General features: G+C 69.1%; 10 protein-coding genes. 6 read left to right on the top strand and 4 right to left on the bottom strand.

Annotated elements, in window-relative coordinates:
• Positions 1–33 precede the first annotated feature (33 nt).
• From ACJH6I_RS08275 to ACJH6I_RS08265, 3 genes are read right to left on the bottom strand one after another with little or no spacing between them, the layout of a single operon-like run.
• Positions 34–2055, bottom strand: coding sequence for a fructose-specific PTS transporter subunit EIIC (locus ACJH6I_RS08275; protein WP_406783930.1), 2022 nt, complete (start codon positions 2053–2055; stop codon positions 34–36).
• A gap of 25 nt (positions 2056–2080) precedes the next feature.
• Complete coding sequence (pfkB, locus tag ACJH6I_RS08270) at positions 2081–3058, bottom strand: 1-phosphofructokinase (protein ID WP_226520295.1); 978 nt, start codon at positions 3056–3058, stop codon at positions 2081–2083.
• On the bottom strand, positions 3055–3834 hold the full coding sequence (locus ACJH6I_RS08265; RefSeq protein ID WP_212807866.1) for a DeoR/GlpR family DNA-binding transcription regulator: 780 nt from the start codon (positions 3832–3834) through the stop codon (positions 3055–3057). The genes pfkB and ACJH6I_RS08265 overlap by 4 nt, the downstream gene beginning before the upstream one ends.
• 102 nt (positions 3835–3936) lie before the next feature.
• Here ACJH6I_RS08265 and ptsP point away from each other — a divergent pair, with 102 nt between their 5' ends.
• Positions 3937–5664 (top strand): phosphoenolpyruvate--protein phosphotransferase, encoded by a 1728-nt coding sequence (gene ptsP, locus ACJH6I_RS08260; RefSeq protein ID WP_318984848.1) that lies wholly within the window; start codon positions 3937–3939, stop codon positions 5662–5664.
• A 64-nt stretch (positions 5665–5728) separates the two neighbouring features.
• On the top strand, positions 5729–6733 hold the full coding sequence (locus ACJH6I_RS08255; protein ID WP_318984847.1) for a pirin family protein: 1005 nt from the start codon (positions 5729–5731) through the stop codon (positions 6731–6733).
• Here the strand turns inward: ACJH6I_RS08255 and ACJH6I_RS08250 are convergent, their stop codons facing one another.
• Positions 6734–8908, bottom strand: coding sequence for an FUSC family protein (locus ACJH6I_RS08250; protein ID WP_318984846.1), 2175 nt, complete (start codon positions 8906–8908; stop codon positions 6734–6736).
• Between the two features lie 257 nt (positions 8909–9165).
• Here ACJH6I_RS08250 and ACJH6I_RS08245 point away from each other — a divergent pair, with 257 nt between their 5' ends.
• The 4 genes from ACJH6I_RS08245 (at position 9166) to ACJH6I_RS08230 (ending at position 13215) form a co-directional block, all read left to right on the top strand.
• The gene (locus ACJH6I_RS08245) at positions 9166–9801 is read left to right on the top strand and encodes a TetR/AcrR family transcriptional regulator (protein ID WP_020099981.1); all 636 of its coding nucleotides are present in this window, start codon (positions 9166–9168) and stop codon (positions 9799–9801) included.
• A gap of 27 nt (positions 9802–9828) precedes the next feature.
• The gene (locus tag ACJH6I_RS08240; protein ID WP_318984845.1) at positions 9829–10761 is read left to right on the top strand and encodes a class I SAM-dependent methyltransferase; all 933 of its coding nucleotides are present in this window, start codon (positions 9829–9831) and stop codon (positions 10759–10761) included.
• 81 nt (positions 10762–10842) lie between these two features.
• Positions 10843–12237 carry an aldehyde dehydrogenase family protein gene (locus ACJH6I_RS08235; RefSeq protein ID WP_318984844.1) on the top strand — a complete coding sequence of 465 codons (1395 nt, stop codon included), beginning with the start codon at positions 10843–10845 and terminating at the stop codon, positions 12235–12237.
• A 114-nt stretch (positions 12238–12351) separates the two neighbouring features.
• On the top strand, positions 12352–13215 hold the full coding sequence (locus tag ACJH6I_RS08230; protein WP_212807872.1) for an SDR family oxidoreductase: 864 nt from the start codon (positions 12352–12354) through the stop codon (positions 13213–13215).
• The last annotated feature ends 1 nt before the right edge of the window (position 13216 follow it).

The raw sequence follows: 13216 nt of genomic DNA, 5'->3' as shown, positions 1-13216 counted from the left end.
TGATTGTTGGGTTTGTTGCTTGATCGGGACGTTCTAGCTGTTGGCCGGCTGCAGAGCCGCGGTGGTGTCGACCGGCGGAAGCGACCGGCCCGCGCTCTTGGCGGCGATCACCGCGAGCGCACTGCAGACAGCGCCGACGACGACGGCCACCACGAACCAGATGAGGTTGCCGATGGCGAAGAAGACGAAGATGCCGCCGTGGGGCGCCTTGGAGGTCACGTCGAAGGTCATGACCAGGGCGCCGGTCACCGCGCCGCCGAACATCATCGACGGGATGACCCGCAGCGGATCGGCGGCGGCGAATGGGATGGCGCCTTCGCTGATGAAGCACGCGCCGAGAAGCCATGCGGCCCGGCCGTTTTCGCGTTCGGGCTCGGTGAACAACCGGGGCCGGACGGCCGAGGCCAACGCCATGGCCAGCGGCGGCACCATTCCGGCGGCCATGACGGCGGCCATGATCCGCAGCGATGCGACGTCGGTGATGTTCAGCCCGGCGGCGGCGAAGGAGTAGGCGGCCTTGTTGACCGGTCCGCCCAGGTCGAAGCACATCATCAGGCCGAGGATGACGCCCAGCAGGATCAGTGAACTGCCGGACATGCTGCCGAGCCAGTGGGTCAGCCCGGAGGTGACGGCGGCCAGCGGACGGCCCAGCAGGAGGAACATCGAAAGGCCGACGATCAGTGAGGCGCCGAGCGGGATCACCACCACCGGCATCAGGCCGCGGAACCACTGGGGCACCTTGAACGAGCTGATCCACAGGGCGGCGAACCCGGCGATGAGACCGCCGACGATACCGCCGATGAATCCGCCGCCCACCGTGACGGCCACCGCGCCCGCGGTGAAACCCGGTGCGATGCCGGGACGGTCGGCGATGGCGAAGGAGATGTACCCGGCGAGCGCGGGAACCAGGAAGCCGAAGGCCAGTCCACCCAAGGTGAAGAGCACGGCGCCGAGGTACTGCATCAGCCCGCCCGCCGGCAGGTTGGTCAGCGAGTTGGTGGTCGCGATGATGTGTGCGAGCGAATCCGATTGCCCGGCAGGCTTGTTGGCGATCTCATATCCCGCGAACAGGAAGCCGAGCGCGATCAGCAGACCGCCGGCCGCCACGAACGGGATCATGTAGCTGACGCCCGTCAGCAGGATCTGGCGCAGCCGGGTGCCCCAGCCCAGCCCGCCGCGAGTATCGGTGGTGGCGGCCCCGGCGGTCTCGCCCTGGACTCGGGGGGCCTGCGGATCCTTCGCCGCGGCAACGGCTTCGGCAATCATGGTGTCGGGTTCGTTGATGGCCCGCTTCACACCGGAGGCGACGACGGGCTTGCCGGCGAAGCGCTGCTTGTCCTTGACCCCGACATCGGTGGCGAAGATGACGGCGTCGGCCGCGGCGATGGTTTCGGGGGACAGTGGGGTGGACCCGGACGAGCCCTGGGTTTCGACGCTGAAGTGCACCCCGGCGCGGTCGGCGGCCAGTTTCAGGGCATCGGCGGCCATGTAGGTGTGGGCGATTCCGGTGGGACAGGCCGTGATCGCGATGATCGAGGCCGTGGGCGCCGGTTCGGCAGCAGGTGCGGCGGGGGTCGGCGCCGGGGGTGTGACCGCGGCTGCCGGTGCTGGGGCGACCACGCCTTCGACGAGTTCGACCACCTCATCGGCGGTGCCCGCGCCCCGCAGCTGTTCGACGAAGTCCTTGCGGACCAGGGCCCGGGCCAGGCTGGACAGCAGCTTCATGTGCTCGGCGCCACCGGAGTCCGGGGCGGCGATGAGGAAGGCGAGGTCGGCGGGGCCGTCAGGCGCGCCGAACGGGACCGCGGGCGCCAGCCGGGCGAAACCGATCGTCGGTTCGTCGACATGGGGCGATCGGCAGTGCGGGATGGCGATGCCGCCGGGAAGCCCGGTGGCGGACTGGGCTTCGCGCGCCAGGGCGGCTTCGACGAGTCCGTCTCCGTTGGTGGCGCGGCCTGTTTCGGCCATCCGGGCGGCCAGCAGTTCGATCACATTCTGCTTGTCGGGGCCGGCGTCGACATCGAGTGCGACGAGGTCCGAGGTGATGATCGGCATGGGTGTTCCTTTTGAATAGAACGGATCAGAGGTGGGCGGAGGCGGACGTGACAGCGTGGACCTGAACGGCTTTCACGTCGATCTGGTCCGGGCCGGGCAGTGCGGAACCCGGCAGGGCGGCAGCGGCGCTGCCGTATGCGACGGCGGTCTGCAGCCGCTGCGCGGGTGCGGCACCGGCGATGGTGGCGGCGAGATAGCCCGCGAGCGACGCGTCGCCCGCTCCGACGGTGCTGCGCGGCACGATCGACGGTGCCGTGGCGGCCCAGGTGCCGTCGCGGTCGACCAGGACGGCGCCCGCGCCGCCGAGCGTGACGAGCACGGTGCCGGCCCCGCGGTCGACGAGCTGCCGCGCGGCGGACACGACCGGCATCGGATCACCCTGCGCGGCAGCGTCTTCCAGCTCCGATGCGGAGCACCCGGTCAGCCAGGCCAGTTCTTCGGAGTTCGGTTTGATGAGGTCGGGCGCCGCGGATTCGAAGGCTTCTGCCAGGGCGGTGAGCGGACGTTCGGAGGTGTCCACCGCCACGCCGCACGGCAGTGCCGCCAGCCGGGCCGCGATGCCGGCGTACCAGTCGTCGGGCACCCCGGGGGGCAGCGATCCGGACAGCACGACCCAGGTGGCACCCACTGCGTGGTCGCAGACGGCGGCGGTCAGGGTCGCCAGGGCAGCGGCATCCAGGTGGGCCCCCGGCTCGTTGAGTTTGGTTGTGGTGCCGTCTTTTTCGGTGATTGTGAGGTTGCTGCGCACGGGGCCCGGGATGGCGATGTTGTGAAACGGCACGCCGCGCGTCGTCAGCCCCGTCAGGATCGGATCGTGGTCGGCTGCCGGCAGCAGCGCGAGGGTGTCGACGCCGTTCTGGGTCAGTGCGCGAGATACGTTGACCCCCTTACCTCCTGGCTCGGTGGAGACGGGGGTGAGGCGGTGTACCGCTCCCCTGGTCAGCGGCTCGTCGAGCGTGACGGTGCGGTCGAGGCTCGGGTTCAGGGTGACGGTGACGATCATGATTCACTCTCCGCGCAGATGACGTCGACGCCGGCGTCGATGAGCTCTTGGCGCTCGTGGGGGCGGATATCGGTGTCGGTGACGACGGTGCGAACCGCCGACAGCGGCGCGAAACTGACGAGGTCTTCCCTGCCGAACTTGCTCGAATCCGCTGTCACGACAACGTGGTTGGCGCAGTGGACCATAGCGCGCTTGATGGCGGCCTCGTCGCTGTCCGGGGTGGAGAAGCCGTGTCGGACGCTGATGCCGTTGGTGCCGAGGAAGGCGACGTCGACGCGCAGCGAGTCGAGTGTCCGCAGGGCTTGCTCCCCCACCACGGCCTGGGTGAGGCTGCGGACGCGGCCGCCCAGTAATTGCAGGGACACCGTCGGGTTGGATGTCAGCTTTGCGGCGGCGGGAATGGAGTTGGTGATGACGACGAGGTCGCGGTCGGTGGGGATGAGCTCGGCGATGCGCGCGGTGGTGGTGCCGGCGTCGATCAGCACCGTCCCGCCGGTGGCGGGCAGGAAGGCGACGGCTGCGGCCGCGATGGCGGCCTTCTGCTGGGTCTGGGTGGAATCGCGCTGGACGACGCCCTGCTCGACCAGGTGCAGGGTGCGGGCGGGCACCGCTCCCCCGTGCACGCGCCGGATGACGCCGGCCTTGTCGAGGACGTCGAGATCGCGGCGGACGGTTTCGGTGGTGACGTCGTAGGCCTCGGCCAGGTCGTTGACCGAGGCGCGACCGTCGGCGAGGACTCGCGCGGCGATGGCTTGCTGCCGTTCTTCCGCGTACATGACCCTCCAATTGTGTGGGAATCCATCCGGTTCGATCTTTGTATTGTTTGTTTTACGCTTGGATGTGTTGACTTGTCAACGGTTCGGAGTAATCTACATCACATGAGCCAGACATTTGTGAGCCCGTCGCCAAGGGTCGTCGACGTGGAAACCAGCAGTGCACCTGTAGTCCTGCGCGGCGTGCCCGCCGTCGGCGGAGTGCGGTACGCGCCGGTGTTGTGGCCGGGTCCCCGGCCTGCGCCGGAGGCCGATGACAATGCCGCAGAGCTGGAAGAGCCGGAACGGGCGGGGGAGCGGGAGCGCTTCGCCGCGGCATCGTCGGCGGTCGCAGACCGGCTCCGCAACCGCGCAGCGCGCGCCACCGGCGCGGCGGCCGAAGTCTTGGCCACGACGGCGACGCTCGCGCAGGACCGGGCTTGGGCGGCGGCGACGGAGAAGCGCATCGCCGACGGCATGTCCGCCGTCCGCGCCGTCGTCGCGACGGCGGATCAGTTCGTCGAGATGTTCACCCGCATGGGTGGATTGATGGCCGAACGGGTCGCCGACCTGAGGGATATCCGGGATCGGGTGATCGCGGATCTGCGTGGCCTTCCCGAGCCGGGGGTGCCGGTGCCGGATGTGCCGTCGGTGCTGTGTGCCGAGGATCTGGCGCCTGCGGATACCGCCGGCCTGGACCCCAACCTGGTGGTCGCGTTGGTGACCAGCCTGGGTGGGCCGACCAGTCACACCGCGATCATCGCCCGTCAGCTCGGCATCCCGTGCGTCGTGGCCGTTTCCGGGCTGGAGAAGGTGCAGCCGGGAACGATGGTGCTGGTGGACGGCACCAACGGCACCGTGGAGATCGAGCCCGACGCGACCCTGGCCGCCGCGGCCGTGGCCCAGGCGCGCCGCGAGGCCGACCTCGCCGACAGCTGGCGTGGCCCGGGCGTCACTGCTGACGGCCATCGGGTCGCGGTGCTCGCCAACGTGCAGGACGGTGCCGCGGCGCACGCCGCGGCGGAGACGCCTGCGGAGGGCATCGGTCTGTTCCGCACCGAATTGTGCTTCCTGAACCGCGATCTCGAACCGACCGTCGACGAGCAGGCGCAGATCTACGGCGACGTGCTGGCCGCATTCCCGGACCGGAAAGTGGTGGTGCGCACCCTCGACGCGGGTTCGGACAAGCCGCTGCGCTTCGCCGGGCACGCCGATGAGGCCAATCCGGCGCTCGGGGTCCGCGGCATCCGCATCGCCCAGGGCAATCCGGAGTTGCTGACCCGCCAACTGCAGGCCATCGCGGCCGCGGCCGACGCCACCGGCCAGCGTCCGTGGGTGATGGCCCCGATGATCGCGACGCCCGCCGAAGCGAAAGCCTTTGCGGCACAGGTGCGGTCGTTCGGCCTGACGCCCGGAGTGATGATCGAGGTGCCCGCCGCGGCGCTGTTGGCGGATCGGATTCTGCGGCACGTCGACTTTCTGTCGATCGGCACCAACGATCTGACGCAGTACACGATGGCGGCGGACCGGATGTCGGCCGACCTGGCCACGCTCAGCGACCCGTGGCAGCCGGCGGTGCTGGCGTTGGTGGGTACGGCCGCCAAGGCGGGTGCCGAGCAGGGCAAGCCGGTCGGGGTGTGCGGGGAGGCCGCGGCCGATCCGGCGCTGGCGTGTGTGCTTGTCGGATTGGGCGTGACGTCCCTGTCGACGGCGGCTGCCGCGGTGCGTGCGGTCGGCGCCGCGCTCGCCGGGGTGACGCTCGAGCAGTGCCGGGCGGCCGCGGAAGCGGCGCTGGCGGCCGAGTCGTCGGCGGACGCCCGCAGCGCGGCGCTCGCTGCGTTGGCAACACGCTGAGCAGCGGTTATCGGATGCGCACAGCACCCGGAATTAATCGGACTGCAGTCCGGTTATAGGTGACATGCCTGCTATCACCGCTGACACGATCAGCTTGCCGCGTATTGCTTCCGCTGCGCCGAGTGACACAGAACGCCCGGTGCGGTCCATCACCACCGGCCCTCGTGGCTATGAGGGCGAGGGCTTCCCGGTGGTCCGAGCCTTCGCCGGGGTCAGCCCGGCGGACCTCGACCCGTTCGTTCACCTGGACCAGATGGGTGAGGTCGAGTACGAACCCGGTGAACCGAGGGGCACCGACTGGCACCCGCACCGCGGGTTCGAGACGGTGACCTACATGATCGACGGCCGCTTCGCGCACCAGGATTCCCATGGTGGCGGCGGTCTGATCACCGACGGTGCCACGCAGTGGATGACCGCCGGGTCGGGCATCCTGCACATCGAGACGCCGCCGGCCGAACTGGTCGAGAGCGGCGGACTGTTCCACGGCCTGCAGCTGTGGGTGAACCTGCCCAAGAAGGACAAGTTCGCCGCCCCCAGGTACCAGGCCATCGAGGGCACCGACGTCACCCTGTTGTCGTCGGACGACGGTGGCGCGCTCGTGCGCGTCATCGCCGGCGAGATGGACATACGCGGAGATGCGATGTCGCCGCCGGAGCGGCTCCGGGGCCCCGGCGGCACGCACACGCCGATCACCATGGCGCACGCGACAATTGCGCCCGGAGCGCGCCTCGACCTGCCGTGGAACCGCAACTTCAACGCGCTCGTCTACATCCTGTCCGGACGTGGCAGCGTGGGACCCGTCGGCCATCCCATCCACCAGGGTCAGCTGGCGGTGCTGGGGCCGGGCGACCGGATCACCGTCGCCGCCGACGAGGGCCAGGACTCCAACCGGCCCGCGCTCGAGGTGCTGTTGCTCGGCGGTCAGCCGATCCGGGAACCGGTCTTCCACTACGGCCCGTTCGTGATGAACTCCAAGTCGGAGCTCATCGAGGCGTTCGAGGACTTCCAGTCCGGCAAGTTCGGCACCATTCCGCCGAACGCGTTGAAGCCGCACCGCCCCGGGCACTGATCAGGCGGGCGCGGACTCCGGATAGAGGAGTTCGAGCTCGCCGAGGCTGGCGGCGACGGTCACCAGAGGCAGCGCGGCCTCGACCGACAAGTTTCCGCCGCCGGTCTCGGCGCGCAGGGCGAGCACGAAATCGTCGCTGATGGGTGTGCGCGCTGCGGCGTCGGCGTCTTCGGTGCCCATGATCCGGGCGCAGATCGACGCGGTGTGCGCTTCGAGGACCTCGCGGGCGGCGCGATACGGGGCCAGGGGCGGTGGCACGACGTCAGCGATGAGGTCGGCCGCCGCCCGCAACCGGACCGTCTGATTGGCCGCCCGGACCACCGGCGCCCGCAGCTCGGTCGCCCCGCTGCTCTCCGAAAGGAAGTGGCGCACCGCATCATCCACGGTCCGGGAGGCCGTCAGCGCGTCGAAGCTCAGGGCGTGCACCCGGTCCGTGGCGGCCTCGGAGGCGCCGCGGGTCACTCGCCGCACGGCCGCGGTCAGATACCGGGTACCGGCGACGCGCGCCGCTTCCAGCGTGCGCTGGACGACCGCCGCCGACCCGCGCGGCCACAGCAGCAGCGACACCACGATGCCCACCGCGGCACCCACCAACACGTTCTCGAGCCGGATCAGCCCGACGCGCCAGCCGGCCGGGCTGATCAGGTTGTAGATGGTGAGCACCAGCATGGTGAACATCGCCTGGCCCGCCACGAACGAGAACACATCGGGCACATAGGCCGAACCGAACGCCACGATGGGCAGGACGAACCACAGCAGGACGGGGTTCGCGCCGATCAGGTGGATCACCACGGTGCCCAGGAGGAATCCGATCGCAGTGCCGCCAACGGCGCGCAACACGCGGGTCCCGGTGGTCAGCGCGCTGCTGCGCAGTACCGACAGCGATGCCATGGCGATCCAGAAACCGTGCTGCAGGGGAAACAGATGGACGACGGCCACCGCAACGGCCAGACCGATGCCGGTACGAAGGCTGTTCTGAACCACCACCGCTCGCGTCGCGACGAACCCCGACGGGATGGCTGACACGGCCTGGGATTCGGACAGCACGCGGTCGAGGTTCCCGGCCGCCGGCAGTCGCCGACCCAGGACGCGGGCCCACACCGGCCGGGCGTCGGCGTCGGCCGCCAGTCCGATGACGCGTCCGGTCGCCCCGATACAGGCCGAGAACGTACGCAGCCGCAACAGCTTTCGGCCCGTCGCGACGGCCAGCAGGTCGTCCGGTTCGGCGCGGATCAGCTCGATGTCCTCGCGGTAGCGCCCGCGCGTGGCGGCCCGATGCGCGGTCAGGGCGTCGGCCAGGTCGGCGCGGTAGCGATCGCGGCCTGCGGCGCGCGGCGTGCTCAGCACCCGGGCGCAGTCGTTCAGTACCCGGATGGCCGGCTCACGCGTCTCGGCGAGCAGGGAGCCGGTGGCGTCGGTGGCCCGGTCGCACAGCCAGCGCAGGTCGTCGACGACCCGCACCAGGGCGCGGCTGCCGGCGGTCAGACCGACCGGGCGGAAGTCGGCGCCGAGGAAGTTGTCGCCCAGCACCTCCATCGCATCGAAGAGCTCCTGCGCCGTCGCGGACCCCTCGAGCCGGGCGGCCAGCAGGCGGCACACCTGCGCGGCGTGCTTGCGCAGGTCGTCGTGATGCGTGGGCGGCAACAGGAACAGCGCGGCCGGGACGGCAATGGCCCAGGCCACGGCCCAGCCGAGCAGTCGATCGGGGACGGGTCCCGCCGGCGTGCACACCGGCAGCACGAACGTCATCAAGGTGGAGCGCTGCCCGGCGGCGATGATCTCGCTGAGGACACCCGAGAACGTCACGAGCAGCCCAATGGCGAACATCGCCGGCACCGCCAGCCACGGATGGGGGGACAGCAGCGTGCCCAGCGTGATCAGGACCGCGCCGTTGAAGCCGAGCCCGGCGTAGGCCAGCGCCCGCGCCGGCCGGTTGCCGGGGAAATCCACCACCACCAGCAGCGCGACGGCGCCGAAGATCGCGAACATGGTCGTCTGCGACCGGCTGCCGACGGCGGTACCGACGGCCAGTCCGACGATCGCGACGACCGGGAGCACCACACCTGCGCGGGTCGCGCGCCGGAGGGCGTCGTACTCGGGGTCCTTGTCGCGCAACCGGCTGACGAGCTGCTGCCGGCGCAACGCCGGCGACTCTCGCGACACCACGCCCGCCATGGCGCCCAACATTAATTTGGCTGACGTCGACATGCGCCGGCAACAACACGCCTGTGGCCGCGGTGTTTCGCAGGCGCCGGCACACCGGCGGTCGTTCCTGGCCGGGCTACCGATCGGCGCCGGCCCGCAGCCGGGAACCGCACGCCGTGCAGCTTTCGGTTGTTGACAGATCTGCAAGTTTGCTGGGAGAAGCAATTTCGACGGCTGTCCCGCGCATACGAGCAGGGTCGGGCCGAGATCTATGGCACAATTTGACGATGCCGTACATCGCCACCCGTGGCCCGGGTCGCCCTCCCGCGGCGAAGGCGGCCGAAACTCGTGAGCGCATCCTGCGCGCCGCACGCGAGGTTTTCAGTGAACTTGGTTATGACGCAGCAACATTCCAAGCCATTGCGATCCGTGCAGATCTGACGCGCCCAGCGATCAACCACTACTTCGCGAACAAGCGTGTGCTCTACGGCGAGGTCCTCGATCAGACCAACGCCATGGTCGTCGCTGCGGGCCGTCGCCGGGCCGAGGAAGAGACCACCTTCATCCGGCGCCTGTCGTCGTTTTTCGTCGCCGCCATCCAGGCAGACTCCGAGGACCGATCCGCTGCGGCGTTCCTGGTGACCTCGATCCTCGAGGCGCAGCGACATCCCGAATTGCGCCAGGAGGAGCACGACGCGCTCGTGGCCTCCCGCGACTTCGTGACCTGGGCCGTCACCGACGCCATCGAACGCGGCGAACTGGCCGTCGACACCGAGGTGTCCACGGTGGTGGAGATGCTCATCGCGGTGATGTGGGGCATGGGGTTCTACGCCGGCTATGTCGGCAGCCACCAGGAGCTGACCGCCGTCATCGAGCGGCTCGAACTATTGCTGGCCAACAAGCTGTGGCAGGTCACCGAATAGACCGGCACCAGCTGGTACACCTGGTACATGGGCAGCGAGCGCTCCGACGACGACACCTGGGATATCGCGAGCAGTGTGGGTGCGACGGCGGTGATGGTGGCCGCCGCGCGGGCCGGGGAAACCGAGCGCGATGACGCGCTGATCCGCGATCCGTTCGCGAAGATCCTGGTGGCCGGCGCGGGTACCGGCGTGTGGGAGACGATCCTCGACGCCGATTTCAACAACCGAATGGCCGGTGCCGATCCCGAGGTGGCCGCGGTCCTCGAGCACATGGGCAACTACCAGGCGGTGCGCACGCACTTCTTCGATGCCTACTTCGCCGACGCCGCCGCGGCCGGTATCCGTCAGGTGGTGATCCTGGCGTCCGGGCTGGATTCGCGGGCCTACCGATTGGACTGGCCGGCCGGCACGACGGTGTTCGAGATCGATCAGCCGAAGGTGCTCGAGTACAAGGACGAGACCCTGAAGGCGCATGGCGCGACGCCGGCGGCGACGCTGCATCAGCTGCCGATCGACTTGCGTAATGACTGGCCGGAAGCATTGCGGGAAGCCGGGTTCGACGATTCGGCGCCGACTGCCTGGCTGGCGGAAGGACTGCTGATGTACCTGCCGGCCGACGCGCAGGACCGCCTCTTCGAGAACATCACCGCGCTGAGCGCGCCGGGTAGCCGCATCTCGGTCGAGACGGTCGGCGAGCACGCCGCCGAACGACGCCAACGGATGCGGGACCGGTTCGACAAGCTCGCCGGCCAGTTCGGCATGGGGCAGGTCATGAACGTGCAGGATTTGATGTACGAGGATCCCGATCGCGCCGACGTGGCCGAGTGGCTGGACGCGCACGGCTGGTCGTCGACGTCGGTCACCTCGCAGGAGGAGATGCGCCGGCTGAATCGTTGGGTGCAGGTCGATACCGCCGATGACAAGGCGTTTTCCACCTTCGTGACGGCGCGCAAGGGCTGATCGCGGCCGGTTGACTCTTCAAACCAACCGGCTGGTTGGTTAGGATTCCGGTGTTGCCTGGCTCACGTAAGGACGTTCGTCATGACCACCGAATCTGTCGCACCCGTCGCGACCACCGACATCCCGGCTGTCGTGGCCGGTCTTCGAAAGACTTACGCGACCGGGCGCACCCGCGACCTGCAGTGGCGCAAGCGCCAGCTACTTGCGCTGGCCCGGGCGATGGAAGAGAACGAAACGGCCATCGCCAAGGCGCTGGAGGCCGATCTCGGCCGCAAGCCCTTCGAGGCCTGGCTCGCGGACAGCGTCGGCACCATCGCCGAGGCCAAGGACGCCGCCAAGAACTTGCACAAGTGGGCGAAACGTCGCTACCGCCTGCTGGAGCGCTCGCAGCTGCCCGGCCGCGGCTGGGTCGAGTACGAGCCCTACGGCACCGTGCTGATCATCGGCGCCTGGAACTTCCCGTTCTACCTCACGCTGGGCCCGCTGGTCGGTGCCATCGCCGCGGGAAACACGGTGGTGCTCAAGCCATCTGAGTTCGCCCCGGCCTCGTCGCGGCTGATGGTGGAACTGGTCGAGAAGTACCTGGACACCTCGGCGATCGCCGTGGTCGAGGGCGACGGCATGGTCAGCCAGGAGCTGATCGCGCAGGGCCTGGACCGCATCATGTTCACCGGTGGCACCGAGATCGGCAAGAAGATCATGGCCGCCGCAGCCGAGCACCTGACGCCGGTGACGCTGGAGCTCGGTGGCAAGAGCCCCGTGATCGTCGCGGCCGACGCCGACATCGACGTCGCCGCCAAGCGCATCGCCTTCGCCAAGGTGATCAACTCGGGCCAGATCTGCGTCGCGCCGGATTACGTGGTGGCGGAGAAGCCCATCCGTGACGAGTTGGTCGCCAAGATCCGGGACGCCGTCGTGGCATTCACCGCCGACGACGCCGACGGTCTGCCGATCGTCACCGAGCGGCAGTTCAACCGGCTCAGCAACTACCTCGGCACCGGGGGCGAGGTCGTCACCGGTGGCGGTACGAACCCGGCCCGGCTCACCATGCAGCCGACCGTCGTGGTCGACCCGCCGCTCGACGCACCGGTCATGACCGAGGAGATCTTCGGGCCCATCCTGCCGGTGATCACCGTCGACTCGCTCGATGACGCCATCGCGTTCGTCAACGCCCGGCCCAAGCCCCTGGCGGCGTACCTGTTCACCAAGGCCAAGGCCGTCCGCGAGCGGTTCATCCGTGAGGTCCCGGCCGGCGGCATGCTGGTCAACCATCTGATCTTCCAGGTTTCGACGGCGCGCCTGCCGTTCGGCGGCGTCGGACCGTCCGGCATGGGCGCCTACCACGGTCGCTACGGCTTCCTGGAGTTCAGCCACGCGAAGTCGGTGATGACCAAGCCGACGCGGCCCGACCTGGGCAAGCTCATCTACCCGCCGTACACCGACAAGGCGTGGAAGATCGCGCGCAAGTTCTTCTAGAGATTGCAGACCCGGCGGCACGGCGGTCAGCCGGTCGCCGTATACACAAGGGGTGGCCCCACCCGAAAATAGATGGGGCGGGCTGTCCAATTTCTGTTCCATGAGAGGAAACCCATGCCCGGAGTGCAGGATCGCGTCATTGCCGTCACCGGAGCCGGAGGCGGCCTGGGTCGTGAATACGCGCTGACGCTGGCCCGCGAAGGTGCTTGTGTCGTGGTCAACGACCTCGGCGGCGCCCGCGACGGCACCGGCGCCGGCCACAACATGGCCGACCAGGTCGTCGAGGAGATCAAGGCCGCCGGCGGCCGCGCCGTTGCCAACTACGACTCGGTGGCCGAGGCCGAGGGCGCCGAGAACATCGTCAAGACCGCGATCGAGGCGTTCGGCAAGATCGACGGTGTGGTGTCCAACGCGGGCATCCTGCGTGACGGCACCTTCCACAAGATGACCGCCGAGCAGTGGGACATCGTGCTCAAGGTGCACCTGTACGGCGGCTACAACGTCATCCGTGCCGCCTGGCCGCACTTCCGCGAGAACGCCTACGGCCGCGTCGTGGTCGCCACCTCGACCAGTGGTCTGTTTGGCAACTTCGGCCAGGCCAACTACAGCGCCGCGAAGCTGGGTCTGGTCGGCCTGATCAACACGCTGGCCCAGGAAGGCGCCAAGTACAACATCAAGCTCAACGCCGTCGCGCCGATCGCCGCGACCCGCATGACCGAGGACATCGTGCCGCCGGAGGTCTTCGCGAAGCTGTCGCCGGAGTACGTGGCGCCGGTCGTGGCGCAGCTGTGCAGCGAAGAGCTGCCCGAGACCGGCTCGATCTTCATCGTCGGCGGCGGCAAGGTGCAGCGCACCGCGCTGTTCCAGAACGACGGTGTCACTTTCGACCACGTGCCCAGCGTTGACGAGGTGGCCGCCAAGTGGGGCGAGATCACCGACCTGTCGGCCGCCAAGGCCGCTTCGTTCGCGCTCGGCTGAT

Origin of the sequence: Mycobacterium sp. SMC-13 (assembly GCF_045311035.1) — a bacterium.
Lineage (GTDB): Bacteria > Actinomycetota > Actinomycetes > Mycobacteriales > Mycobacteriaceae > Mycobacterium.
The sequence above is the reverse complement of the archived record's forward strand: the minus strand, read 5'-3'. Positions and strand labels throughout refer to the sequence as shown.

Bases quoted from the DNA above. Each gene is read 5' to 3' on its own strand.
- ACJH6I_RS08245 (WP_020099981.1), top strand. From the start codon at position 9,166: ATGCCGTACATCGCCACCCGTGGCCCGGGTCGCCCTCCCGCGGCGAAG.
- ptsP (WP_318984848.1), top strand. From the start codon at position 3,937: ATGAGCCAGACATTTGTGAGCCCGTCGCCAAGGGTCGTCGACGTGGAA.
- ACJH6I_RS08235 (WP_318984844.1), top strand. From the start codon at position 10,843: ATGACCACCGAATCTGTCGCACCCGTCGCGACCACCGACATCCCGGCT.
- ACJH6I_RS08230 (WP_212807872.1), top strand. From the start codon at position 12,352: ATGCCCGGAGTGCAGGATCGCGTCATTGCCGTCACCGGAGCCGGAGGC.
- ACJH6I_RS08275 (WP_406783930.1), bottom strand. From the start codon at position 2,055: ATGCCGATCATCACCTCGGACCTCGTCGCACTCGATGTCGACGCCGGC.
- ACJH6I_RS08255 (WP_318984847.1), top strand. From the start codon at position 5,729: ATGCCTGCTATCACCGCTGACACGATCAGCTTGCCGCGTATTGCTTCC.
- ACJH6I_RS08250 (WP_318984846.1), bottom strand. From the start codon at position 8,908: ATGGCGGGCGTGGTGTCGCGAGAGTCGCCGGCGTTGCGCCGGCAGCAG.
- pfkB (WP_226520295.1), bottom strand. From the start codon at position 3,058: ATGATCGTCACCGTCACCCTGAACCCGAGCCTCGACCGCACCGTCACG.
- ACJH6I_RS08265 (WP_212807866.1), bottom strand. From the start codon at position 3,834: ATGTACGCGGAAGAACGGCAGCAAGCCATCGCCGCGCGAGTCCTCGCC.
- ACJH6I_RS08240 (WP_318984845.1), top strand. From the start codon at position 9,829: ATGGGCAGCGAGCGCTCCGACGACGACACCTGGGATATCGCGAGCAGT.